Genomic DNA, 24,445 nt, shown 5'->3' on the forward strand with positions numbered 1-24,445 from the left:
AAGCTGTCAAGAAAAGCATAGGATTCTGACAGGTTGAGCTGGTGAAGAAGGAAAGCTGTCAAAAAAAGCATGGAATCTTGACAGATTGAGTGGGTGAAGCGGAAAAGCTGTCAAGAAAAGCATAGGATTCTGACAGGTTGAGCTGGTGAAGAAGGAAAGTTGTCAAAAAAAGCATGGAATCTTGACAGGTTGAGCTGGTGGAGCGGAAAAGCTGTCAAAAAAAGCATATGATCTTGACAGGTTGAGTGGGTGAAGCGGAAAAGCAGTCAAGAAAAGTATGGAATCTTGACAGGTTGAGCGGGTGAAGCACAAAAGCTGTCAAAAAAAGCACGGAATTTTGACAGGTTAGACCGGTGGAACAGAAAAGCTGTCAAATTCAGCTTGGCAATTCAAACAGGGATACCAGAAAAGTCATCAGAACTGCAATAAATCTCAATCCCCAACCGTAAACTTCCGTTCCAAGCCTTAAATAAATTCAATCTATCTGCTGGAATTTTATGTTGTAGAAAGATATGCTAAGGGAGGAAGGAAAAGGGGCTGTCTGTATTGAAATAGTTAATGGACAAGGTGGTTTACGTCGCCTTATGCTGGGTAAAATGTACATATGCTAACGGAGGTGTTCAACAGTGGAAATTATTTTGTATTTAAGTGTTGCAGTAATAGCAATTGCATTCTTAGTTTTGGTAGTTTCATTATCCAAAACTCTAAAATCTTTGCAGACAACTTTAGACAGTGTGTCAGGCACGCTTGATGGCCTGGAGAAGCAGTTGGATGGTGTGACTCGTGAAACAACGGAGCTTCTGCACAAAACTAACAATTTGGCGGACGATATTTCCAGAAAATCTGAGAGCTTGAACGGTGTCATAAGTGCTGTGAAGGATGTAGGAAATTCTGTTCAGAGATTCAACCAATCGATCCATAATGTTCAAACTATGGTCGACCTTCAGATTGACAGGAATAAGGACAAGATTTCACAGGTGGTTCAATGGAGCAACGTATTCCTGGAGTTGAAGGACAAATGGCAGTCAAAAAAAACAGCTCGAATTGACCATCAAATGGAAGGCGAAGAGATGGTAGAGAGGCAAAGGGAACGTGTTCGGTATTAATGAAAGGAGGAGATAGTATGAACAGGGAACAAAGCCAATATGATGTAAATGGACCAATGAGGGATAATAACAGTAATAACAGCAACTCAAAGGACTTTGTCACGGGTGCGATTGTTGGTGGCCTTGCAGGGGCACTTGCGGCATTATTGCTCGCTCCTAAGTCTGGGAAGGAATTAAGAGGATCGCTTAATGAGCAATCTTCTACTCTTAAAAACAAGAGTGTTGACCTTGCTTCTGTAGCAAAGGAAAAGGCAAGCGGTCTGAAAGAGACTGTGACACAGCAATCTTCTAATCTGGTGAACAAAGTGAAGGATATGAAGAACCAGAATGGTACATCTTCATCCGTTTCCGAGGAGGACCAGCTGCAGGAAGTGCCAACTTCCATGGCAGAGACAAGCTCCATGGATAATACGCATACTGCCACTGGTGAAGAAATTCAGAAGAAGCTTGAAGAAACACAGAAGGCTTTTGATGAAACAGAAAACAAACTGAATCAGTAAGTTTGTCTTGTAAACGGTGAAGTGGTAAGATTACTTCACCGTTTATTTTTATTTTAAGGGCTTTTTTTCGTATAGGAAAGTTCTCTGAAAAGGTTAATTGGGAATGAAAAAATGAAGCAATCAGAGCCATGAAAAAGGAGAGAGTAGGATGCAACAAATTAATACGATCGAAGAATTTGATAAGCTTGTCGATTCTGGTGAAACGTTCTTCATGCTGAAGCACAGCACAACCTGTCCGATCAGCGCAGCCGGGTATGATGAGTTTGCCAAGTTCGAGCAAAACAGCAACGATCCATTATATTATTTAACTGTACAGGATTCCCGCGATCTATCAAACCATATTGCTGAAAAATTCCATGTTAAGCATGAATCGCCTCAGGCTATTCTATTTGTCAATTCTGATGTCGCATGGCATGCTTCTCATTTTAAAATCACAGCGAAATCACTGGCTGCGGCAAAAGAAGAAAATGTAAAGTGAAAAAAACATCCAGATGGATGTTTTTTTACTTTACACTGACCGGATTTTCAAAGGTGATGCTCAACTCATCTCCTGGTGCAAGACCATCGTCAAATGTTGCTTTTTCACCATTTTTAAGCACCGTGAATCCCCGACTTTCTTTTGGAATGTCGATCTGGGCAAAATTGAAAACATCCTGGAAAATGAATGACTGCATCTCTTTTGGTTTTGTAGTGATCTGGTCTCCGTTAAAGATGTGCTCGTCGATCCCAATCTTGATATCCTCCCTGATGAACGCCGTTACTTCGTGCTCCAGCTGGATTTGCTGTCCATTAAAGGAGATGGGCATGATGTCCATAGCCTGGATGCCTAGAATCTCTATAAGTTTTCTGAGTGTAGGTTCTGTTCCCTTTTCAAAGCGAATACTATCAAGGTGTTCAAATTTATTTTTCAGGCTAGCTGGTAAATTATTCAGATGAATTTTCCCCATGAACTCCGTAATCTTTTGTTCTTTACCGTCAATCTTGATATGAAAAGGTCGTGTATCCATAAGAATTTCTGCCTGATTGAGCTCCTTCAGTGCATCTTCAATAGTGTCAGCCATTTCAAATCTGATTTCGTCCCTGTCTGCTACTTGCTGTGAAATTGGGACACGAAGGCCATTGCAGGTCAGTTTTGAACGGATTTCATGCCTTTGTCCATTGATGATGATCGTTTTGGAAGGAAGCTCTCCAATCAAATCTTCGAGAGTCAGTTCTGTTCTGACCCCGTCCTCACCCTTCACGACAGTCAGCTGATCGCCGCCATTCACCTGGTCATCAAAAGTACATATTGAACCATTTTTCAGCAATACAGGAGGCTGTCCATGTTTGCCAGGAATGGTCGCATTCTTGCCGTTCAGGCTGACAATCATCGCAAGACCAGGCTTTCCGTAGAGTTTATTCATTTTGATCCCGGCAGCCAGCAGACAGTCTCCTACCGTCAATTTATTGACCTCGAAAAGCCTCACCGGCTGTCCATTCACGTAGACAGTATGATACTGGACAGGGGATTGTTTTGCCGCAATCGCAATCCCGATTGGCGTAACAAGTTCGGGACCTTTAGTAATATGGCTCGCAAATGAAACAGATGAGATGGCATCAAGGCCCCTGATGGCAACTCTGTTGTCCGGCAAGTTCAGCTTGCTGGCAATCCTGCTGGTCAAATCAGGCGTAAGACTGCCTCCGCCGACAAGCATGACCGCTTTTGGTGATTTATCATTATTCAATCGAAGGATTTCATCACCAATCGTTTCTGCCAGGCGGTCGATCGCAGGGGTGATCCTATCGATCGCTTCCTGTTTGCTAATGACTGCCTCAAACCCAAGTATGTCTGTAATGGTAATTGATTCATGTTCGAGCAGCTCTCGCTTTGCTTTTTCAGCAAGAGGGAAGTCCAGCAGGAATTCATCGCTGACGGCTTCAGTGATTTCATCTCCGGCAACTGGCACCATTCCATACGCAATAACGGTCCCTGAATCCGTGAGTGCAATATCTGATGTCCCCGCACCGATATCAACAAGGGCAACATTCAATCTTCTCATTGAAGCTGGGATCAATACATTGATTGCGGCAATCGGTTCGAGTGTCAGGGCGTCCATTTCCAGGCCGGCACGGTCCAAAGCGGCAAGCAGTGACTCCACGACAACTTTTGGAAGGAAGGTTGCAATGATTTCAACAGAGGCCTCGGATCCGCGCTGATCGATCAGGCTTCCGATGGCTTCTCCATCAAGCTGGTAATAAAGCACAGAATATCCGACACAATAATAGTGATGGCCTAGCTCATTGCTTTTTTCTCCAGCAACGGAAGCTTGTGCAAGCTGGACAGCACTGAGTTCAAGATGGAGGATATCTTGCTTCGAAAACATCGGTTTGCCGGATATATCGACAACTGCTTTCGAACGTTCGGTTTTAAGGGCACGACCGGCTGCAGCCACACAGACCTTTGTTAAAGGGCCATGTGTACCTTCCAATTCTTCTTTGATTCCAGAAATGATGTCTGATACGGAAAGGACGTCATGGATCTGGCCGTCCAGCATCGCTCGATCCTTATGTTCACGGATAATGATATCGATTGCTTCATATTGTCCATCAGATTCTTCCAGGATGATTCCAACGACGGAACGCGTCCCGATATCTAATGCAAACAGTTTATTATTAACACTCAAATTCGTGCACCCTCTAACTTAAAGTCTCATATGATGCTTTATCGCTTAAAAGCGTTTAATTATTAAAGAAAAATGCGTGACAACCGTATTTTTTTCAGATATAATTACCTTTATTAAATTGTATAGCTTAACCATCAGTAACTCGAGGCCCTTTACAAAAGGCCCTCCTAGTATTATCGGTTCTATGATGCCATTGCTTTAGGTCAGGGCTCCAGAAACGATGATATTAAAAATGTACCATACAAACTCTATTGCTATAAAGAAGATTCAGGTGATCGTTATTTCTCATCCTGGCATAAAAAGGAACCTGGTGTTCTTTTCTTGATGATTCTTATAGTTAGGGCTAAAATGAATTTCGAAAGGACGGGACAGAAAATGACAAAAAATCTTGACCAGCTTAGGAATCGTGTGGATGAATTGAATTTAGAGCTTCTCTCATTAATCAATGAAAGAGCCCTGCTCGTCCAGGAAATTGGCCGTGCAAAAGAAACACAGGGCGTTTATCGTTATGACCCTGTTCGTGAAAGAGAAATGCTCGATTTGATCAAGGAAAGCAATAACGGGCCTTTTGAAAATTCAACGATTGAACATATCTTTAAAGAAATTTTCAAAGCCGGACTTGAACTTCAATCAGATGATCACCGCAAAGCTCTTCTTGTTTCCAGGAAGAAAAAGCCGGATGATACAATTATAGATATTAAAGGATTGAAAATTGGCGATGGAACTCCGGACTTTGTTTTCGGTCCATGTTCAGTTGAGTCATATGAACAAGTAGCCACAGTGGCGGAAGCGGTTAAAGCGAAAGGCTTCAAATTGCTTCGCGGCGGTGCTTTTAAACCAAGGACTTCACCTTATGACTTCCAGGGATTAGGTGTTGAAGGACTTAAGATTTTAAAAAGAGTGGCGGATGAGTACGATCTTGCTGTTATCAGTGAAATCGTCACACCTGCCGACATTGAAATAGCCGTGGACTATCTGGATGTCATCCAAATCGGTGCCCGCAATATGCAAAACTTCGAACTTCTTAAAGCAGCAGGGGCAGTGAATAAGCCTATTTTGTTAAAACGTGGGCTTGCCGCTACAATTGAAGAATTCATCAATGCAGCTGAATACATCATGGCGCAGGGAAATGGCCAGATCATTCTCTGCGAGCGCGGAATCAGGACATATGAAAAAGCTACCCGAAATACGCTTGATATTTCCGCAGTGCCAATTCTGAAAAAGGAAACACATCTGCCGGTCATGGTTGACGTCACCCACTCAACTGGCAGAAGGGATTTATTGCTTCCGGCAGCAAAAGCCGCACTGGCGATCGGAGCAGATGGGGTCATGGCAGAGGTGCATCCAGATCCAGCAGTCGCTTTATCCGACAATGCACAGCAGATGGATCTTAAACAATTTGATGAATTTTTAGAGGGATTAAAATCCACTCCATTCGTAAGAGTCTAAAGTTCTGAAACCTTCCTTTATTGTGGAAGGTTTTTTTTATGTGCATTTAGGGGTAACTACAAAGAAGACGGTGTCCAAATCATAATAAAAATACATAAAAATAAGCTATTCAGATTGCGGGATTGTTGTGGATATCGTATGATTAATAACATAATTAAACTTGTACATATAATCACAAACTTAAAAAATGATTATTGTTTCAATTTTTGCTGTAAACTAAGCGAAAAGTGCCGTTTATTACCTGAAGGAGTGAAATAGATGAATATTACAATATATGATGTTGCACGGGAAGCGAACGTTTCAATGGCAACGGTTTCACGTGTTGTCAATGGAAACCCGAATGTCAAGCCAGCTACAAGAAAGAAAGTCATGGAGGTCATTGACCGTCTTGGCTACCGTCCCAATGCGGTTGCACGCGGACTGGCAAGCAAAAAGACGACAACTGTCGGTGTGATCATTCCTGATATTGCGAGCCCGTTTTTTGCGGAGCTGGCAAGGGGAATTGAAGATATTGCTACAATGTACAAATACAATATTATCTTGAGCAACTCTGACCAGAATATCGAAAAAGAACTGCATTTGCTGAACACAATGCTTGGCAAACAGGTTGATGGAATTGTTTTCATGGGCGGCAATATTAAGACCGAACATGTCGAGGAATTCAAAAAGTCCCCAGTACCAATCGTCTTAGCAGGATCGATTGAGGAATCAGGCGAAATACCATCTGTTAATATCGACTATGAGCAGGCAACATTCGATGCGGTTTCTGCTTTTGTTGAAAAAGGTCATAAAGAGATTGGATTTGTTATTGGGCCAATGCTGGAGCCAATCAACAAGGATAAAAAGCTTGAAGGATATAAGCGCGCATTAAAAGATGCAGGAATTCAGTTTAACGAAGAACTGGTTGTCGAGGGCGATTATACGTATGATTCAGGTCTCGAGGCAATTGAAAGAATCCTCGAGCTCGACAAGAAGCCTACAGCAATCCTTGTCGGGTCGGATGAAATGGCACTTGGAGTCATCCACGGTGCTTTTGACCGCGGATACAGCGTTCCAGAAGATTTCGAAGTAATCGCTTCGGACAATACAAGATTGACTTTAATGGTACGCCCGCAGCTTACAACGGTTGTCCAGCCTTTATACGATATCGGAGCAGTAGCCATGCGCTTGCTGACGAAATACATGAACAAAGAAAAAGTGGATGAAAATATCGTTGTCCTGCCACACCGGATCGAGAACAGAGATTCAACTAAATAATGTGAAAAGCCCCTTGCAGCAGATGCAAGGGGCTTTTTTAAGCAAATCAACCGAAATCCACTTGAAATCCTCTCATTACCTGAAGGAAATCAATGAAAAAATACTGCCCAATCTTCTGATATGGCACTAATCAATGAAATTCCGGCTGCTTATAACCTTAGCGACGAAAATTAAAATTTAGCCCACTGTTTTGGATTTATTCGACCACATTTCAAATTAATTCGACCAGATTTTAAGTTTATTCGACCACATTTCAAATTAAATCGACCAACGATCAAATTCTATCCACCAACTCAATATGCCGAGCTTGCGTGCGGCATATCTCCCTTCCATAAAACAAAAAAACCGGGATACAATCACCCGGTTTCGCACTTAAACAGTTTCTGATTTTTTATTCGAGCGGATGGGATACAATGCTTTTTCAACTGTCTGGGCATTCTTTTCCGTAATTTCCGGTTTTCGTGGGATAGGCGGATATAAGTCTTCTGGATCATCCCATTCTAGCGGCAATTCAACAGGTGCCTGTTCTTTCCATTCATTGATCCATTCCTGCGGCAAACTGCCATAACAGTTTGAGTTTTCAATCATCTCAAGCCAAATCAGTGACCAGGCTCTGGGCACCACGCGCCAGATATCATAGCCTCCGCCGCCAACCGCAATCCACTTGCCGCCGCAATATTTATGGGCAACCTCATGTGCAAGCTTTGGAATCTCCCGATATATCTTCATCGTTGCCGACAAATGGGTCAACGGGTCAAGGTAGTGGGCATCCGCACCATTTTGAGTCAGAATGACATCTGGCTTGAAGAATTCGACTATTTCAATCAGTGATGTTTGATAGGCATCGAGCCATGAGTCATCCTCTGTGAAAGCATCGACCGGGATATTGAAAGAATACCCGTAGCCTTTGCCCTGCCCGCGTTCATTCACATTCCCTGTACCGGGGAAAAGATAACGGCCGGTTTCATGGATTGATAATGTGCATACATTCGGGTCATCATAGAATGACCATTGAACACCATCGCCGTGATGGGCATCGGTATCGATATATAATACCCGTGCATTGTACTTTTCCTGCAGGTACTTGATCGCAACTGAACTGTCATTATAAATACAGAAGCCTGAAGCTTTGCCGCGGAATCCATGGTGAAGGCCTCCGCCTAAGTGTAAGGCATGGTCAGCTTTTCCGTTCATGACATAATCCACTGCAGTCAGTGTGCCGCCAACAAGCAAAGCACTTGCTTCATGCATATTGGCAAAAATCGGGGTGTCTTCCGTCCCCAGACCGTATCCTTCAGCGGTTTCACCTTTAAGCTTTCCCTGGCCAGCAAGCTTAACAGCGTTTACAAAGTTGGGATCATGGACGAGGTGGAGTTCCTCATCCGTGGCCATCCGTGGCGCAACAATCTGACTATCCTCAATTGCACCGATTTTACGCAATAAATCCAGCGTAAGTTTCAACCGCATCTGGTTAAAAGGATGGTTGCTGCTGAACCGGTAGTTCAGCAGCTCGTCTGAAAAGACAAACACAGAGCGGTCGCTCATGATGAAACACCCGGGAGATTAGGCCAGAGTACTTGGTGTCCCGCTTTTTTCAGATCCTCGATCACTGCGATTGGGTTCATTGTCTGAATCCTCACAACAAGGATTTTGTACCGCTCATCTTTTTGGTCAGGGTAGACAAGGACACTTTGGATATTTGCCTTCCGCATGCTGATCACGGATGCGATCTCGCAAAGCATGCCTGCTTTGTTGGGAACCTTTACTTCAATCTGGGAGCCTGGCTGGTGGGCGCCTGTCAGTTCTACAAGCGTATGCAGCAAATCTGTTTCGGTTACGATCCCTACCAGCTTCCTGTCATTAATGATTGGAAGACAGCTGATATTATGTTCATAGAACACCGCTGATATCTCTTCGACGAAATCCAAAGGATGCCCGGTGATCACATTTGTGGTCATAATCGACTTTACCGGATTATCAAGCTCTCCCTTATGTTTGTCCCAGTGGAAAACCGACGGGGCAGCATCCTTGATGTCGCGATCGGAAACGAGCCCGATGACTGCACGGTCTTTATTCACAATGGGAATATGCCGAATTTTATTTTCCGCCATCAGTTTGATCGCGGCTGCAATGGTATCCTCAGGAAAAAGCGTCGTGACGTTCTTCTTCATAATTTCCTCGACGATCATAATTCCTTCCTCCTTGAATGATGAGGTTAAAAACGATCTTAATACATAAAACGGTTCATGAACCGCAGCTGGTCGAATTTCTGTACAGATTCAGGCGGAATCCTTTTACCAATTCGGGCCATCAGGCAGTTTGCTGGATGTGAGCTGATTTCGGGATCATCCGTCGCGTACCAGACAAGACCGCCCGCATTCATCATTTTTTCCATGACTTTTCTGTATTCCCATACATTGAGGCCTGTGCCTTTCAAATCCCAATGCCAATAATATTCTGTCGTGATAATGATGTAATCTTCCATCGCATCATCCATCATGGATACAATCAGCAAATTCTTGCCGACGGAGCTTCCGCGAAATTCAGGTATGACCTCGATTGCACCAAGTTCGATTAAATCTTCCATTTTTCCCTCAGACCATCTCTCAAGCGGGTCTGGGTATAGATAAGTAACATATCCGACGATCATATGGCCTGAACGAGCCACAATGATCCGTCCTTCCGGCAGCCCGGCAATTTCAATCAATGCCTTGTGCTGCTGTGCTGGAGGACGGAATGCCACCAGATCTTCGTGGAATTCATAGCTTGCCAGTTTTTCCGGAGAAATCGGGCCTTCAATGATTAAACGGCCATGGGGAGTCTTCAGTTCTTTAGCGTTATAAGTCTTTTTATGTTCCATTCAGTCACCACCCGTCAACAATTAAAACGATAATTCTATTATACATAAAATCTAACAAATAAAAGCGCTTTCACAAAATTTTCTGTATTTAGAAAGGACTTTTCTGGCAGTAAAAAGCTCGAAGGGAAACAGGACTTTCTTTTCTATTAATATTTTAAAAATTGAGAAAATCGAATTTTTATACTATAATGTATTTTAAATATAAAGCCAAGGGGGATGGATACATGAAAGTGGAAGCGCTACCAGTTACGCAAGGGAATCATAACTTAAAAAATTATGACGAGCTTCATGGACAATTTGATTGGAGTGAAGCTGAAAAAGAGTTTTCCTGGTCTGATACAGGAAGGGTCAACATCGCATATGAAGCAATTGACCGCCATGCAGAAGGATTCAGGAAAAATAAGATTGCGCTATATTATCAGGATGGGGTGCGCAAGGAAAAATATACGTTCAAAGAAATGAAGGAGCTTACCAATAAAGCTGGTAACGTATTCAAAACATACGCGGATGTGGAAAAAGGGGACCGCGTGTTTATCTTCATGCCTCGTTCTCCAGAACTGTATTTCGCTGTTCTCGGGGCGGTAAAACTGGGGGCGATCGTAGGCCCATTATTTGAAGCATTCATGGAAGGGGCTGTCCGGGACAGGCTGCAGGATAGTGGCGCGAAGGTATTGGTCACGACACCTGAGCTTCTCGAGCGCGTCCCTGTCGATGAGCTGCCAGACTTGAAGCATATTCTTCTTGTTGGCGACAACCTGGAAGCAGATGATCAGTATGTTGATTTTAAACAAAAGCTTTCTGAAGCTAGCAATAAACTTGATATCGAATGGGTTGACCGCACGGATGGACTGATTTTGCATTATACTTCCGGCTCGACTGGAAAGCCAAAGGGTGTCCTTCACGTTCATAATGCGATGATCCAGCATTATCAGACTGCTAAATGGGTCCTGGACTTGAAAGAAGAAGATGTCTACTGGTGCACAGCGGATCCAGGCTGGGTAACAGGAACATCATATGGAATCTTTGGGCCATGGCTTGCCGGAACGTCAAACGTGATCATTGGAGGACGTTTCAATCCTGAGACATGGTACAAGATGATTGAACAGTACGGAGTGACTGTCTGGTATAGTGCTCCAACGGCCTTCAGGATGCTGATGGGTGCAGGGGATGAGGTCGTGAAGAAATTCGATCTTAGCTGTCTTCGCCATATCCTGAGTGTTGGTGAACCGCTGAACCCTGAGGTTGTCAGATGGGGAATGAAGGTGTTCAACCTGCGCATCCATGATACTTGGTGGATGACCGAAACTGGCGCACAGCTGATCTGTAATTACCCAAGCATGGAAATCAAACCTGGATCGATGGGTAAGCCAATCCCGGGTGTTCAAGCGGCAATCGTGGATGACCAGGGGAATGAACTGCCTCCATACAGAATGGGCAATCTGGCAATCAAAAAAGGCTGGCCATCGATGATGCACACCATCTGGAACAACCCGCAGAAGTATGAATCATATTTCATGCCTGGCGACTGGTATGTGTCCGGTGACTCTGCATACATGGATGAAGAGGGATACTTCTGGTTCCAGGGACGGATTGATGATGTCATCATGACCTCCGGCGAGCGTGTCGGACCATTTGAAGTCGAAAGCAAGCTTGTTGAACATCCTGCAGTCGCTGAAGCAGGTGTCATCGGCAAGCCGGACCCAGTCCGCGGCGAAATCATCAAGGCGTTCATCGCATTGCGTGACGGCTATGAGCAGTCCGATGAGTTGATCGAGGAAATCCGCCAATTCGTGAAAAAGGGTCTTGCAGCACATGCAGCACCTCGCGAAATTGAATTCCGCGATAAGCTTCCTAAGACACGAAGCGGTAAAATCATGCGCCGCGTGTTGAAGGCATGGGAACTTGACCTTCCAACCGGCGACCTTTCTACAATGGAAGATTAATAAATTTTGTGAAAAAAACAGTCCAATTCGATATCGAATTGGACTGTTTTTTGTTGATTATGATGAGCAGGAGGACGAGGATTGTTGCCCCCAATCTTAATTCGCCAGACAGCTTATCAATTAAGCACATGTTCTTAGCTTCAATTCTTTACTGCATGGATATAGTGAATGTTTTCGAATGCAGACAAATAATCCGAGCGGTTTTTAAAGAACATTTCATTTATGTCAGTTGGGGATAAATGTTCGTAAATAAGTAAACCAGCTTTCTCCAAAAGACTCTCAATTTCAGTATAAGAGAAACATGATTTCATCGGTTCTCCACCTACTGAAGCCATTTTCAGCATATTTTCCACTCTATTAGAAAACCCTTTTTCACTAAAGAGTTTCTCGTCTGCGAAATCAAAAACGATTGAGCTTCCTGATGGCAACCTGGTGAATATATGCGTAAACAGGTTGAATATTTCCTCCTTCGTTAAGTAATACGAGACTCCTAAAAAGCTGAAGAACGTTTTTTGATTAACATCAAAGCCTTTATTCATTAAATCTTGTGTGGAAAACATATTCGTGAAGTCAATTGGGATAAAGTGAAGGTTTTTTGGGATTTGAAGACTTGTTTCATCTAGTCTTTTCTTTTTGAATTCTTGTGTAGCAGGATGATCGATTTCAAATACTTCTATTTTGTTTTCTAGCTCAGGGTGTCTGAAACTAAAAGTGTCTAATCCAGCTCCGAGAATGACATACTGTTTTACTCCCAGGATTATTTCATTGTGTAATACTCTTTCGCAGAACGCAGCGCGGGCCAGGGGTGTAGGGGATAGCTGGACTTGTGTAATCCATTTCAACATCTCATCTGGTTGATCCCGTAAATTTTGCGCGATTTCTTGACTGAAAAAAGAAATGCCCTGAATCATATTCTCTTTAATCATTGAAGATTCTTCTTGGGAGATAAGTTCTTTTGCCATGAAGTCATCAAAAATGGTTGGTGAGTCATATTGACTGTGATAAGCCCGTGCGAAGGCTGAAACCAGGGAAGTCACGCTTGCTTCATTTTGCTTCATATTTTTCCCTCCATAAAAAAAAGATCCTCCCAGGACAGGAGAACCTTATTATAAACACACGGAGTTATTTTGTAAATTATAGCATAAATAGATTTTTTTGTCAAATGTTTATACTCAAATTACACACTAAATCATTGTTCCTCGTACGCATACCAACAACCAAAAATGCCTGGAGTTACATTGAAGTAACTCCAGGCATTTTTTAAATTCAATAAATGATGTTAGTTCCCTGTACCTTCTCCAGTACCTTCACCATTACCATCCCCATCTCCAGGTGGCTCAGGAGGATCATCCGGTTTAGGGTCGGTTGGCGGAGGGTCTTTCGGTTTAGGATCCTTTGGTTTATTTTTATCGTCCTTCGGTTTGTCGTCCTTTGGAGGATCCTTAGGTTCAGGTTTTTTGCCAATTTCAATGATATTCGACGGCGCGGATTCTTTTCCAGCTATATCGACAGCTGTAACATAGAATACGCCGTCTCCTGCATTGAAACTCAGTTTTTCACCAGCTTTGATGCTGCCGACTTTTTTCTTGTTGTTATAGATTCGGTAGCCGACAATATCATTATCAGGGTGCTTGCCCCAGGCAATTGTTTTTCCAGAAAGCTTGATTCCGAGCGCTGCTGGAGTCTTGCCATTTTCACTCAGCTTATCATTGGCAACGAGTATTTTGTTCCAGGCATCCTTATTAGGGATCAACTGTTGCGGGTTCCTGATTTTATGGCCGATGTAGTTTTCCATATATTCCGGGTTCAAAATGACTCCTGAATCCGTAAATTCTGCTGGTGTGGAATCAAGGGCAATATAGCGCTTGTCTCCTACAGTAACGAATTTATTTTCAACCAGGCTGTCATCTACCTTTGTTGGTGCGTATTTCGCAATGAAATAGTCTGACTCCACAAGGCCTGCCTTCGAACATGCACTTGAAGGAAGCAAACCGGAAACGGCACAATAAGATCGCTTGACAATACCGCCAGGCATCTTGAAGCGTTCTTCCGGATCGACCAGCTTAGGATCGACATCATAGGCCGCATTCATCAGGTCAGCCCAGATGTATTGAGTACGCATGCCATAGGAAAGTCCTTTATAGGTTCTTTCGAGTGCTTTAGGTGTATCGTAACCCAACCATACCCCGAAAGAGACATTCGGATTGGTTGCCACAAACCATGAATCAATATATTCATGTCCGGTACCAGTTTTGCCAGCCCAGTCAGAGCCAAATTTCAATCTTCCTTTTACAGCCGTGGCAGTACCACGGTTGATGACATCTCGCATCATATCGATGGTCAGGTATGATGTTTGCGGACTGAAGACATCTACTGGTTCAGATTTATGCTGGAATACGACTTCGCCATTTTTGTCGACGATTTTTTCGATCATATATGCATCGATGAATTTCCCGTTGTTTGCGAATGTACCAAATGCGTTGGTGTTTTCTTCAACAGTAACACCGCCCCGAAGGGAACCAATAGCAGTCGATAAGTTCGAATAGTCATCAGGCTGCAGATTGGAGAATCCCATCTTATCCAGGAAATTAGCAGGTCTCTGGCCGAGGATGCTCTTATAGGCTAGGACAGCCGGTACATTGTAAGATTTCGTCAAAGCATGTCTGGCAGAGGTCAAACCGCTGTATCTCATATCATAGTTGTTTGGCCACGGTTTGCTCTTTCCATATAAAAATACTTGAACATCAGGCAGAACAGTACCGGGATGCAATTTCCCGAGCTCCATTGCAGGAGCATAAACCAGAAGCGGCTTCATCGTCGATCCGTTCTGTCTCGGAGCCCGTGAAGCATGGTTCGTCTGTTCCCGCTTGAAGTTGCGGCCGCCGACAAAGCTGATGATTTTGCCAGTTTTGTTTTCAATCAGTGTCGCGCCGATTTCCACAGGTTCTTTGACTACCATCGTTTTGTCCGGATCGTCAGGATCAGGAACTTCCTGAGGCTTTTCGCTTCCATAGTAAGGGTAATTCTTTGCGGTTTCCTGGAACTTTTCGTATATCTCTTTATTGATGGTTGTATAAATCTTATAGCCGTTCTGGCGAAGATCACGGTTGGCAAGTGCCTCATATTCAGCCATTAAATCATCGTCTTTTTTCAAATCTTCGGCTTCATAGCCATCGCGTTCAGCTAAAAGATTAGCCAAAATATCAATTGAGCGTTTCTCGATTTCAAATGTGAGGAATGGATACTCCTCAATTGTATTATCGCTCGGAACCTCTTTGACAAAGTCCTTCGTAATATCATAGTTGATTGCTTCCTTGAACTCCTTATCCGAAATGAAGCCGGCTCCGTGCATCCTTGTGATGACGGTCTTGTATCTCGTCAGGCCTGGTTCGAGTCCAGCCGCATCTTTAAGCTTGCCGTGATCGCTGCTGAATGGCGTATAGCCAAATGGACTCTGTGGTAGTCCAGCGATAAAAGCAGCTTGAGGCAGGGTCAAGTCTTTCGCTTCTTTACCGAATATCCCGTTTGCTGCGGCCTGGACACCGGCAATATTGCTGCCATTCGCGTTACGGCCGAAGGTAGCGACATTCAAATAGGCTTCGAGAATCTCTTTTTTATCGAAGAATTTTTCGAGGCGGAGGGCGAGAAGAATCTCTTTCGCTTTTCGCTCGAATGAAACTTCATTGGTCAGGATCTGATTCTTGATGAGCTGCTGTGTCAGTGTGCTTCCCCCGGACGATGTCGCCGAGTTTGTGACCTCCTGGAAAAGGGCGCGCATAATCGCTTTAGGCACGACACCGTCATGTTCGTAGAAATACTCATCTTCAGTTGCCACGACCGCATTGACCAAATACTTCGACATATCGTCAAGCTTTACTTCCTCGCGGTATAGGTCAGTTCTGAGTTTGCCAAGATAAACATCATTATCAAAATATAAGTCCGACGTCTCTTCATAGTTGTAAATATCTTTCTTCATATTTTCATATGGACGTATTTGTTCATCTTTGACAAGGGATGCAAAATACCCGGCCCCTGTTCCTGCGGCAAAGCCCGCACCGAGGACCAGTACAATAATCAATAAAAGCAACATGTTCCAGACAACCGAGTAAGTAATCCGGGCTCCTTTTACGGTCTTTTTATTCGTAAAAAAAGCACCAAAGGATTTAAGCTTCTCTTTCCAAGCCTGCTTTCCTTCATGCATTCATATCATTCCCCCTAAAATCACATACATTATAGCATAAACAAGCTGTCGAATAGACTGTAATCTTAATTTTTCTGAAAACTTATGTCGAATTTGACAACTTCTATCGCTTTATGGTAAAAATGCTTTATTAACTTTATAGCAAAAAGCTGTGAAGGGAACGAGTAGTGCTTCTGTCCATGTTCCAGAAAGCCGGCGGTCGCTGTGAGCCGGTACAAACAGAAGGATGAATTACCTCCCCGAGCGCCGCAGTGAACTGGATTCATAGTAGCCGCGGACGGTTTAACCGTTATTTTATGGAGTGGAAGACTTTTTTGTTTTAGTTTTCAAGCCGGGTGGTACCGCGCATTTAGCGTCCCTGCATTTATTGCAGGGGCGTTTTTTATTTACGCAAAAATCCGGTTGCGAAATATATTTTTGAATGGAGGAAAGGCAAATGGAATTATTGAAAGACCTCGAGTGGCGCGGGATTATCTACCAGCAAACAGATGAAGAGGGAATGAAGGACCTGCTTTCGAAGGAGAAGATTTCTCTTTACTGTGGTGTCGATCCAACGGCGGACAGCATGCATATCGGCCATCTTCTTCCGTTCCTGACTCTGCGCCGTTTCCAGAATGCGGGCCACCGTCCGATCGTCCTTGTCGGCGGAGCAACCGGTTTGATTGGCGATCCGAGCGGAAAGAGCGAGGAGCGTAAACTGCAAACGCTGGAACAAGTACAGGTTAACGTTGATGGAATTAAGAAGCAGCTTGGTAAAATTTTTGACGTGGAAGGCGAAAATGGCGCGCTGATGGTCAACAACTACGATTGGGCAGGTTCCATGGATGTGGTGACATTCCTGCGTGACTTCGGAAAACATGTCGGTGTCAATTACATGCTGGCAAAAGATACGATTGCTTCAAGACTGGAAACAGGGATCTCGTTCACAGAATTCACTTACACAATCCTGCAGGCAATGGATTTCTTCCATTTATACGAAAATCACGACTGCAAACTGCAGATTGGCGGAAGCGACCAGTGGGGCAATATTACGACCGGTCTTGAGCTGATCCGTAAAATGTCTGCGGAAGGCTCTAAGGCATACGGTATGACGATTCCGCTTGTAACAAAAGCTGACGGCACCAAGTTCGGCAAGTCGGAAAGCGGAGCTGTATGGCTCGACCCTGAGAAAACATCTCCATACGAGTTTTACCAGTTCTGGATCAACACCGCCGATGCGGATGTTGTGAAATACTTGAAGTTCTTCACTTTCCTCGAAAAAGAGGAAATCGAAGCCCTCGAAAAAGCAGTTGAGGAAGAAGCGCACCTGCGCAAAGCACAGAAAGCTCTTGCTGAAGAAATGACTCGCATGATCCATGGTGAAGAAGCCCTTCAACAGGCAATCAGGATTTCCGCAGCACTTTTCAGCGGCGACATCAAAAACCTGAGCGCCGACGAAATCAGGCAGGGATTTAAAGATGTTCCTTCTTTTACAGTAGAAGGAGGAGAAGAACAAGGATTGGTCGACTTGCTGGTTGCTGCTAAAATCTCGCCATCCAAGAGGCAGGCACGTGAAGATGTATCAAACGGAGCAGTATCCCTTAATGGAGAACGTGTAACCGATACAGCATACGTCCTAAGCGATGCAGACAAGATCGAAGGGCAGTTCACAATCGTCCGCCGCGGCAAAAAGAAGTACTTCATGCTTAAATACTAGATGTTTTTTCGCAAACTTTATTTGTTCAAGCGAAAAACATCGTAAAAACAGCCATCCTGGATGCCAGGAGGCTGTTTTTTTAGTGAATTGGATTTTATTATGCGTTTTATTCGCAAAAATGGAGGGTTTGTTTGCAAATATATTCTTTTCTCCGCAAAAAAAGAAGTTTATTCGCTAAAAGCACTAGTTTATTCGCAAACGGTGAATTTTTACACTTTTTCCGCGCAAAAATAAAAACCCCAGCCAAATCGGCTGGGGTTTTGAATGCACTCTATTAACGAGAGTAGAATTCAACGATAAGAGCTTCGTTGATTTCAGCTGGAAGTTCAGAACGCTCAGGCATACGAGTGAAAGTTCCTTCTAGCTTGTCTGCATCGAAAGTCAAGAAGTCAGGTACGAAGTTGTTTACTTCGATTGCTTCTTTAACTACATCAAGATTGCGAGACTTTTCACGAAGTGTGATTGTCTGGCCAGGAGCTACGCGGTAAGATGGGATATCTACGCGTGCGCCATCAACCATGATGTGGCCGTGGTTTACTAACTGGCGAGCTGCACGACGAGTGCGAGCAAGACCTAGACGGTAAACAACGTTGTCAAGGCGAGCTTCAAGAAGAATCATGAAGTTTTCACCGTGCTTACCAGGCATTTTGCCTGCTTTGTCGAACAAGTTACGGAACTGACGCTCAGTAACTCCGTACATGTGGCGAAGCTTTTGCTTCTCTTGAAGTTGCAATCCGTATTCGGAAAGCTTTTTACGCTGGTTAGGACCATGAGGACCTGGTGCGTAAGGGCGTTTTTCTAATTCTTTACCTGTACCGCTTAGTGAAATTCCAAGACGGCGGGATAGTTTCCAGCTTGGGCCGGTATAACGAGCCATGAATGACTCCTCCTTAGTTTTTATTTTGTAAAATAAAAACAGATTGTGACTAACCATTATGGGTATTTTGTTTTCATGTACCTTCGCCCTAGCAGCAGCGGGTTACGAGATACACCATCAAACCAAGTTTGAGGAACAAAATACATACATAATGCAGACCACATAGGCTGCGATATTTTACACAAAGAGTATTATATAATTTCTATTCATATAAAGTCAAGGATATATTTCAATTCATTGTCTTTTTCACCATGAAATTATCCCCGAATCTTTGGCTTTTATATCATACTATTTTACTAGGTCTATGATATAATAAATAGTAATTATTTTTCTTTTTCAAATATTTGGATACTACCTAGCCACGTGATGAATCTCGATCAGGCTGCTGCCTGTAAAACAGCTACTCACAAATCGCTGTGAAGTGATTTTAAAACAGGTGATACATATGGAAGAATTGGTAGAACGGGAAACAATATTGGAACTGAAAAGCAGGTTCTTTGATTTGATCAGCACGGGCAGATTATCTATCACGGACATTCTCTCGCAAATGTTGACTGTGCTAAAAGAATTGCTCCAGGCAACTGAGGTCGATTTATATAGATGTGAGGAATGGAATCAGGGCATGCTTCTTGAGGCTACGACCCGCAGCGATCTGAATGAGGAAATTACGGGTGATTCCCCGGAATGTCTCTTAAGCGAACTGACTGAAACCCCGCAATCATTTATTAAAAAACCAGAATTACTCCCGCAATATGATCTAGTGTTTGTCATGGCTGTAAAAGAAAATATCAAGAGTTTATGTGCTATTCAAATGAATGGCGCTTCACTTGACCGCCTTTCGGACAGCCTTCTGAAAAAGCTTGTTGACGAGTGTACATTGTTTATAAATAAAATCCACACCCTGGCTGAGACAACGGAAGAAGAAAAAAGGTATAAGCAATTATTCAGGGTAACGAAAAAATTCCACTCGACGATGGATATGGATGCTGTGCTTGGTGAAATCATTTCCACACTAAGGGAAGTGTATCCTTCGTTCACCTATTATCTCCTGCTGTCCCATGACCACAAGGGTTACGGAGGACTGCCGGTTAAAGACCTTGAGTATAACAGTGAAAACGAGACTGCCATGCAATCTTATGTGAGCGGTCAAATCCAGTTCGAGGATTTGGTGATTGACAAAAATTCCATCATGTATGCACCTTTAAAAGGAAGACAGGGCGTATATGGAGTGCTGCAGGTCATAGCCCCGAACTCGCTTGTGTTCCCGCAAAACGAAGTGGAATTCATTAAGCTCCTTGCCAATACCGCCGGCAGCGCCCTGGAGAATGCGAAGCTTTACGAGCAATCAAGGAAGCTGGTTGCCGATTTGCAGCTTATTAATGAAGCATCTCATCAATTGAATACCAGCCTGCGCCTGACAGATACAATGAAGTTTATTTGCGGCCGGATCATCAAGTCCTTTGATGCACAGGAAGTCGGTTTCATCATGTTGGATGAAGACAATCATGATTACTCCGTCCTTCAGGGGAGCACCGGTTTCTTCTTTTCAAAAGAGGCTGCCAATTATATATTGAAAATCGCCAAACGGGTAAAGCAGGATCTAGAACCATTGTTCATAGGGGATATCTCTTCTGATATCGAAGGGGCTTCTTCGCATTTCCGCTCAGTAATGTGTGTTCCGATGATCCAGAGCGGTGATTTAAAGGGTTTCGCGCTTGTCATGCATGAGGAGCCATATCACTTTGCGTTTGACACCTTCAAGCTGCTGCAGTCGCTCATCCATCATTCGACTTTAGCTTTCACCAATTCCATGCTTCGTGAAGAATTGGAGAAAATGGTCGTGACCGATCATTTGACAAAGCTGTATTCCCGTGGCTATCTGGATGACAAAATGAATCTGTCGATGCTTGAGGATAGGCAGGGAACCTTCATTTTAATTGATATTGATAATTTTAAATGTGTGAATGACCAGTATGGCCATCAGGTCGGAGACGAGGTTCTCATCCAGCTGGCCCGGCAGATAGCTAAAAATATCCGCGGCACGGATATCGGTGCCAGATGGGGCGGGGAGGAACTCGCGATTTACCTGCCGGGGGCTCCACTGGAAATCGGTGTCATGATTGCCAACAGATTGGTCGATAAAGTCGAAAAACATACGAATCCAAATGTCACGATTTCTTGCGGTGTCTCCACATGGATCAGGGGGCAGGAAGATACGACAAAGACCGTGTTCAAAAGAGCGGATCAGGCTCTATATAAAGCCAAAGGCTCCGGTAAGAATAAAGTGGTGGTCCAGAATGGAAACCAATTTGATTTTAGTGACAAGGTCTGATTTGTCTTTGAATCCAGTTCTTTTTCATCGTGATCATTTTTTAAGCACTCATTTATGAGTGCTTTTTCTGTTTAGCAGACCACAGTGCTTTTTCAATTGCTGTGAGTGAAATCACTTTCCATATCAGGGCAAATATCATATCCTGTTTATGGGGGTATTTTGTAAACGCTTACAAATATATAGGAGGAATCGGAATGGGAGACAAAAGATTCGAAACAGAAGTCATTCATGCAGGATATAAATCGGACGAATTCAGGGGGAGTCTTGCTCCTCCATTATTTCAGACCAGCACGTTCACTTTTGACAGCGCAGAGCAAGGGGAAAGGCGCTTTGCCGGGGAGGAAGAGGGATTAATCTATTCCCGTCTTGGAAACCCGACTGTTGCCATGCTGGAGGAGAGGATGGCAGCAATTGAAAAAGGGGAAAAGGCCCTTGCGTTTGGATCAGGGATGGCTGCTGTCTCTGCGATATTAGTAGCGCTGACAAGATCAGGGGACCATATACTTTGCTCACAGGGTGTATATGGCTGTACATTTGGTCTATTGCAGCTTATGAAAGAAAAATATGATATCAATCATGATTTTTCGATGATGGCGACAAGGGAAGAAGTGCTGGCCGCTATTACCCCGGAGACAAGAGTCATCTATATCGAGACACCAATTAACCCGACGATGAGGCTGGTTGACCTGGAGATGGTCGCGGATGTCGCGAAAGAGAAGGGGATCCCGGTGGTTGTCGATAACACATTCAGTTCACCATATCTGCAGAATCCGCTTGAGCTTGGCTGCGATTTTGTCATCCATAGTGCAACGAAATATATTTGCGGGCATGGAGATGTGATCGCAGGTGTAGCGGTAGGTCCTAAGGAAATCATGTCTAAAATTGCGATGACTACCCAAAAGGATATTGGCGGTGTGATTTCACCTTTCGATGCATGGCTGCTGCTTCGCGGCTTGAAGACGCTGCCTGTGAGGATGGACCGTCACTGTGAAAATGCTGAAAAACTGGCAACCTATCTGTCCGGTCATCCGGCAGTGGAAGAAGTCATTTTCCCTGGCGATCCAAAGCATCCCGACTACGCGATCGCGAAAAAGCAAATGCGTAAACCGGGCGGGCTGATTTCCTTCAACATAAAAGGTGGCAGGAAAGAGGCGCAGGCATTCATCAACAAACTAAAACTCATTAAAATAGCTGTCAGCCTCGGTGATGCAGAAACCTTAATCCAGCATCCGGCGACAATGACCCATGCAGTCGTGCCGAAAGAAGCGAGAGAAAAAATGGGGATCAAAGAAAATATGCTAAGGCTGTCGGTTGGACTGGAAGCGTGGGAAGACTTAAGGGATGACCTAGAGATTGCATTTGAATCAGTAAGGAAAGAGAGCACAATGGAAACAGGATCTATTTAAAAAGCAATTCAAACCCCTCCCGGAGAGCCGGGAGGGGTTCAGTATGTTCTAATTAGATATACTGTGCAAGCACTTCAACGAATTCCTCCAGCTTTTGCTGGTCCAATTCATCAAAACGATTTTTTTCAGGCGAGTCGATATCGAGAACACCAATCACGTTTCCGTTTTTCAGGATTGGTACGACTATTTCAGATTGGGAGGCGGCGTCACAGGCGATATGACCAGGGAAGGCATGGACATCTTCAACCCTTACTGTTTCTTTTTTTGATGCAGCTGTACCGCAAACACCTTTTCCAAGTTTAATCCTTACACAGGCAGGAAGTCCCTGGAACGGTCCGAGGACAAGCTCGCCATCCTCCATCAGGTAAAAGCCGACCCAGTTGATGCGGTCAAGAAACTGGTTTAATAAGGCAGAGGCATTGCTCAGATTGGCAATTGAATTTTTTTCATCCTCAATGAGCGCTTTCAGTTGTTTAATCACCAAGTCGTAATTTTTTTCGGTGCTGGCGCTGTATGTTTCGACGTTAAACATCGTTATTCCCCCTAATTCATGAAGTTTTACTCTACATTGTATCAAAAAACGGCGAAACAATGGAGACTTTGTCGAGCTTTTTATAAAGGAAATTTAAATGATTTCCAGAAAGGTAAACAGTAAGGTTAATTGCGGAAAGCGAGGGGCGGAGCAATGAGAAAAAATTCAAAAGCTGCGATTATTGATGCGGCCATCTACTTATTCAATACGAAGGGGTTCAATGGAACATCAGTGAGGGACATTGCAGCAAAGGCAGACGTGAATGCAGCGAATATCTCATATTACTTCCAGAACAAGAATGGACTCCTCGAAAATTGTTTTACCGTTTTTTTTGAAAACTATCTTAAAGAGCTGGAAAAAGGTTTTTCGTTTCTTGAATACGGTTCAGAGTACTGCCTGAATGCGATGGTTGAAAATATATTGAGATACCAATGCGAAAACATTCAATTGACAAGATTCATATTAAGAGAGATGACGATCGATTCGCAGGTAGTCAGGGAAATCATGTCGACCTACCATGTAAAAGAACGTTATATGTTCAAAAAGGTCCTGGAAACCGGGATTGAGAACGGAGAATTCAAAAAGCATTCAGTCCAGTACAGTATTTTGCAGTTGAAAGGCCTTCTGCAGATGCCTTTTTTGAATACCCATTATGTCACAGAAGTTCTGCATGTACAGCCGCATGAAAAATACTTCGCGGACAAATACAGCGATGAGATTTCACATTGGATCAAAGGAACCCTTTGCACGGAACAGCAGACTCAACAGAAGATGTTGATAAATATATAGGAAACCGGTAAATCTGCCGGTTTCCTTATTTTTTTATCCCCATGGATTCCAGTCCTTGTCCAAGCTCCTTCGCCTGGTGGGCATCAGATCCGTACACAAGCTTGATTCCTCGGTCTCTCGCCTCATTGATTACCCAATCAGGCGGATAAGGTTCACGGCATAATGGCTTTGCCGTACCGGCTCCGTTGTAATCCAGTTCATAGCCAAGCTCTGAAACCTTCTCCAGTATTTCGATGATTTCATCTGTACAATCCTTTTTGAGCGGGTATTTCAGCCGGAATTTATTGGCCAGGGTTATATGCCCGATTCTTTTTGGCTTATATGGCCCCAAATCAGCGAGGATCGATTTCAGTACTGTTTGATAATAATGCCGGTGAACCTTTTCAACAGAACCGTAAGCTTCGGCCATTTTTCCGAAATCGTCGGGACTATAATCCAGGCAATCATATGTACCAGACATGTTCTTTAAAAAATGGACCGACAGAACGCCGTCATCAAGAAGCGGCCCGTACTTATTCAGAAAGGTAGTCGTTTGCCCTTCAAACCCCTCGATAAAATCAACCTCGAATCCGGTATTGATTTTTATTTTTCCCGCGTACCTTTGCTTCGCTTCTGCAATGGCTTGAAAATAGGAATCCAGGTCTTCATGCGCCATTGCACTGTCCTGCAATGGTGTCGGGTCAATGAACCCTTCCGGCAAAGGAGCGTGCTCGGCAAATGTGATTTCAGTGTAGCCAAGCTGGAGGGCCCTTTGAATATAATCATCGATTTTGTCGTTTGTCCCATGAGGGCAAAAAAACGTGTGTACATGTCCGTCTTTCATGAAAATGCACC

Annotated in this window: 19 protein-coding genes and 1 other annotated feature; of the genes, 10 read left to right on the forward strand and 9 right to left on the reverse strand. The window is 43.9% G+C overall.

The genetic code is table 11. The features are described from left to right. The first annotated feature begins 626 nt into the window (after positions 1 to 626). The 3 genes from J7E38_RS21730 (at position 627) to ytxJ (ending at position 2,084) form a co-directional block, all read left to right on the forward strand. Complete coding sequence (locus J7E38_RS21730) at positions 627 to 1,106, forward strand: DUF948 domain-containing protein (RefSeq protein ID WP_214708359.1); 480 nt, start codon at positions 627 to 629, stop codon at positions 1,104 to 1,106. 17 nt (positions 1,107 to 1,123) lie between these two features. After that, positions 1,124 to 1,606: a YtxH domain-containing protein gene (locus tag J7E38_RS21735; protein WP_214708357.1), complete on the forward strand. Its 483-nt coding sequence runs from the start codon at positions 1,124 to 1,126 to the stop codon at positions 1,604 to 1,606. A 148-nt stretch (positions 1,607 to 1,754) separates the two neighbouring features. Beyond that, positions 1,755 to 2,084 (forward strand): bacillithiol system redox-active protein YtxJ, encoded by a 330-nt coding sequence (gene ytxJ / locus J7E38_RS21740; protein WP_214708355.1) that lies wholly within the window; start codon positions 1,755 to 1,757, stop codon positions 2,082 to 2,084. 25 nt (positions 2,085 to 2,109) lie between these two features. Here ytxJ and J7E38_RS21745 read toward each other — a convergent pair whose 3' ends face one another. Further along, positions 2,110 to 4,269 carry a cell division FtsA domain-containing protein gene (locus J7E38_RS21745; protein ID WP_214708353.1) on the reverse strand — a complete coding sequence of 720 codons (2,160 nt, stop codon included), beginning with the start codon at positions 4,267 to 4,269 and terminating at the stop codon, positions 2,110 to 2,112. A 375-nt stretch (positions 4,270 to 4,644) separates the two neighbouring features. On the opposite strand from J7E38_RS21745, the gene J7E38_RS21750 reads away from it, so the two are divergent. Together J7E38_RS21750 and ccpA are read left to right on the forward strand one after the other, a co-directional pair. Further along, a complete protein-coding gene (locus J7E38_RS21750) occupies positions 4,645 to 5,718 on the forward strand; it encodes a bifunctional 3-deoxy-7-phosphoheptulonate synthase/chorismate mutase (protein ID WP_214708351.1) in 1,074 nt (357 codons plus the stop codon). A gap of 258 nt (positions 5,719 to 5,976) precedes the next feature. Further along, the gene (gene ccpA / locus J7E38_RS21755) at positions 5,977 to 6,975 is read left to right on the forward strand and encodes a catabolite control protein A (protein ID WP_214708349.1); all 999 of its coding nucleotides are present in this window, start codon (positions 5,977 to 5,979) and stop codon (positions 6,973 to 6,975) included. A 372-nt stretch (positions 6,976 to 7,347) separates the two neighbouring features. Here ccpA and J7E38_RS21760 read toward each other — a convergent pair whose 3' ends face one another. From J7E38_RS21760 to J7E38_RS21770, 3 genes are read right to left on the reverse strand one after another with little or no spacing between them, the layout of a single operon-like run. Next, positions 7,348 to 8,520, reverse strand: a complete 1,173-nt coding sequence (locus J7E38_RS21760; RefSeq protein ID WP_214708347.1) for an acetoin utilization protein AcuC — start codon at positions 8,518 to 8,520, stop codon at positions 7,348 to 7,350. Further along, the gene (locus J7E38_RS21765; protein ID WP_214708345.1) at positions 8,517 to 9,164 is read right to left on the reverse strand and encodes an acetoin utilization AcuB family protein; all 648 of its coding nucleotides are present in this window, start codon (positions 9,162 to 9,164) and stop codon (positions 8,517 to 8,519) included. Before J7E38_RS21765 ends, J7E38_RS21760 begins: the two co-directional genes overlap by 4 nt. Positions 9,165 to 9,202: 38 nt before the next feature. Next, positions 9,203 to 9,835, reverse strand: a complete 633-nt coding sequence (locus J7E38_RS21770) for a GNAT family N-acetyltransferase (RefSeq protein WP_214708343.1) — start codon at positions 9,833 to 9,835, stop codon at positions 9,203 to 9,205. A 224-nt stretch (positions 9,836 to 10,059) separates the two neighbouring features. Between J7E38_RS21770 and acsA the strand changes: the two genes are divergently transcribed. Further along, positions 10,060 to 11,778 (forward strand): acetate--CoA ligase, encoded by a 1,719-nt coding sequence (gene acsA / locus J7E38_RS21775; protein WP_214708341.1) that lies wholly within the window; start codon positions 10,060 to 10,062, stop codon positions 11,776 to 11,778. Between the two features lie 140 nt (positions 11,779 to 11,918). On the opposite strand, the gene J7E38_RS21780 is transcribed toward acsA, so the two are convergent. After that, positions 11,919 to 12,836, reverse strand: a complete 918-nt coding sequence (locus tag J7E38_RS21780) for a class I SAM-dependent methyltransferase (RefSeq protein WP_214708339.1) — start codon at positions 12,834 to 12,836, stop codon at positions 11,919 to 11,921. Between the two features lie 221 nt (positions 12,837 to 13,057). Further along, on the reverse strand, positions 13,058 to 15,979 hold the full coding sequence (locus tag J7E38_RS21785; RefSeq protein ID WP_214708337.1) for a transglycosylase domain-containing protein: 2,922 nt from the start codon (positions 15,977 to 15,979) through the stop codon (positions 13,058 to 13,060). A 142-nt stretch (positions 15,980 to 16,121) separates the two neighbouring features. Then, positions 16,122 to 16,342: a binding site (T-box leader), on the forward strand. Positions 16,343 to 16,415: 73 nt separating this feature from the next. On the opposite strand from J7E38_RS21785, the gene tyrS reads away from it, so the two are divergent. Further along, positions 16,416 to 17,675, forward strand: a complete 1,260-nt coding sequence (gene tyrS, locus J7E38_RS21790) for a tyrosine--tRNA ligase (RefSeq protein ID WP_214708335.1) — start codon at positions 16,416 to 16,418, stop codon at positions 17,673 to 17,675. 274 nt (positions 17,676 to 17,949) lie between these two features. Here tyrS and rpsD read toward each other — a convergent pair whose 3' ends face one another. Further along, positions 17,950 to 18,552, reverse strand: coding sequence for a 30S ribosomal protein S4 (gene rpsD, locus J7E38_RS21795; protein WP_079510073.1), 603 nt, complete (start codon positions 18,550 to 18,552; stop codon positions 17,950 to 17,952). A gap of 445 nt (positions 18,553 to 18,997) precedes the next feature. Here rpsD and J7E38_RS21800 point away from each other — a divergent pair, with 445 nt between their 5' ends. Together J7E38_RS21800 and megL are read left to right on the forward strand one after the other, a co-directional pair. Beyond that, entirely contained in the window at positions 18,998 to 20,884 is a 1,887-nt protein-coding gene (locus J7E38_RS21800; RefSeq protein ID WP_214708333.1) for a sensor domain-containing diguanylate cyclase, read from the forward strand. Positions 20,885 to 21,078: 194 nt separating this feature from the next. After that, entirely contained in the window at positions 21,079 to 22,290 is a 1,212-nt protein-coding gene (gene megL, locus J7E38_RS21805) for a methionine gamma-lyase (RefSeq protein WP_214708331.1), read from the forward strand. A 52-nt stretch (positions 22,291 to 22,342) separates the two neighbouring features. Here megL and J7E38_RS21810 read toward each other — a convergent pair whose 3' ends face one another. Further along, the gene (locus J7E38_RS21810; protein ID WP_214708329.1) at positions 22,343 to 22,822 is read right to left on the reverse strand and encodes a GAF domain-containing protein; all 480 of its coding nucleotides are present in this window, start codon (positions 22,820 to 22,822) and stop codon (positions 22,343 to 22,345) included. A gap of 153 nt (positions 22,823 to 22,975) precedes the next feature. Here J7E38_RS21810 and refZ point away from each other — a divergent pair, with 153 nt between their 5' ends. Beyond that, on the forward strand, positions 22,976 to 23,611 hold the full coding sequence (gene refZ / locus J7E38_RS21815) for a forespore capture DNA-binding protein RefZ (RefSeq protein ID WP_214708326.1): 636 nt from the start codon (positions 22,976 to 22,978) through the stop codon (positions 23,609 to 23,611). A gap of 25 nt (positions 23,612 to 23,636) precedes the next feature. Here refZ and hisJ read toward each other — a convergent pair whose 3' ends face one another. Continuing rightward, positions 23,637 to 24,434, reverse strand: a complete 798-nt coding sequence (gene hisJ / locus J7E38_RS21820) for a histidinol-phosphatase HisJ (RefSeq protein ID WP_214708324.1) — start codon at positions 24,432 to 24,434, stop codon at positions 23,637 to 23,639. Between the last annotated feature and the right edge of the window lie 11 nt (positions 24,435 to 24,445).

This window comes from Bacillus sp. ISL-35, assembly GCF_018613355.1.
In the GTDB taxonomy this organism is placed as follows: domain Bacteria; phylum Bacillota; class Bacilli; order Bacillales; family Cytobacillaceae; genus Mesobacillus.

What these genes read in the sequence shown, in the direction of transcription:
- J7E38_RS21735 (WP_214708357.1), top strand. Translation starts at nt 1,124, where the DNA reads ATGAACAGGGAACAAAGCCAATATGATGTAAATGGACCAATGAGGGAT.
- hisJ (WP_214708324.1), bottom strand. Translation starts at nt 24,434, where the DNA reads ATGAAAGACGGACATGTACACACGTTTTTTTGCCCTCATGGGACAAAC.
- J7E38_RS21770 (WP_214708343.1), bottom strand. Translation starts at nt 9,835, where the DNA reads ATGGAACATAAAAAGACTTATAACGCTAAAGAACTGAAGACTCCCCAT.
- megL (WP_214708331.1), top strand. Translation starts at nt 21,079, where the DNA reads ATGGGAGACAAAAGATTCGAAACAGAAGTCATTCATGCAGGATATAAA.
- ytxJ (WP_214708355.1), top strand. Translation starts at nt 1,755, where the DNA reads ATGCAACAAATTAATACGATCGAAGAATTTGATAAGCTTGTCGATTCT.
- J7E38_RS21750 (WP_214708351.1), top strand. Translation starts at nt 4,645, where the DNA reads ATGACAAAAAATCTTGACCAGCTTAGGAATCGTGTGGATGAATTGAAT.
- acsA (WP_214708341.1), top strand. Translation starts at nt 10,060, where the DNA reads ATGAAAGTGGAAGCGCTACCAGTTACGCAAGGGAATCATAACTTAAAA.
- J7E38_RS21780 (WP_214708339.1), bottom strand. Translation starts at nt 12,836, where the DNA reads ATGAAGCAAAATGAAGCAAGCGTGACTTCCCTGGTTTCAGCCTTCGCA.
- tyrS (WP_214708335.1), top strand. Translation starts at nt 16,416, where the DNA reads ATGGAATTATTGAAAGACCTCGAGTGGCGCGGGATTATCTACCAGCAA.
- J7E38_RS21760 (WP_214708347.1), bottom strand. Translation starts at nt 8,520, where the DNA reads ATGAGCGACCGCTCTGTGTTTGTCTTTTCAGACGAGCTGCTGAACTAC.
- rpsD (WP_079510073.1), bottom strand. Translation starts at nt 18,552, where the DNA reads ATGGCTCGTTATACCGGCCCAAGCTGGAAACTATCCCGCCGTCTTGGA.
- J7E38_RS21810 (WP_214708329.1), bottom strand. Translation starts at nt 22,822, where the DNA reads ATGTTTAACGTCGAAACATACAGCGCCAGCACCGAAAAAAATTACGAC.
- J7E38_RS21785 (WP_214708337.1), bottom strand. Translation starts at nt 15,979, where the DNA reads ATGCATGAAGGAAAGCAGGCTTGGAAAGAGAAGCTTAAATCCTTTGGT.
- J7E38_RS21765 (WP_214708345.1), bottom strand. Translation starts at nt 9,164, where the DNA reads ATGATCGTCGAGGAAATTATGAAGAAGAACGTCACGACGCTTTTTCCT.
- ccpA (WP_214708349.1), top strand. Translation starts at nt 5,977, where the DNA reads ATGAATATTACAATATATGATGTTGCACGGGAAGCGAACGTTTCAATG.
- J7E38_RS21800 (WP_214708333.1), top strand. Translation starts at nt 18,998, where the DNA reads ATGGAAGAATTGGTAGAACGGGAAACAATATTGGAACTGAAAAGCAGG.
- refZ (WP_214708326.1), top strand. Translation starts at nt 22,976, where the DNA reads ATGAGAAAAAATTCAAAAGCTGCGATTATTGATGCGGCCATCTACTTA.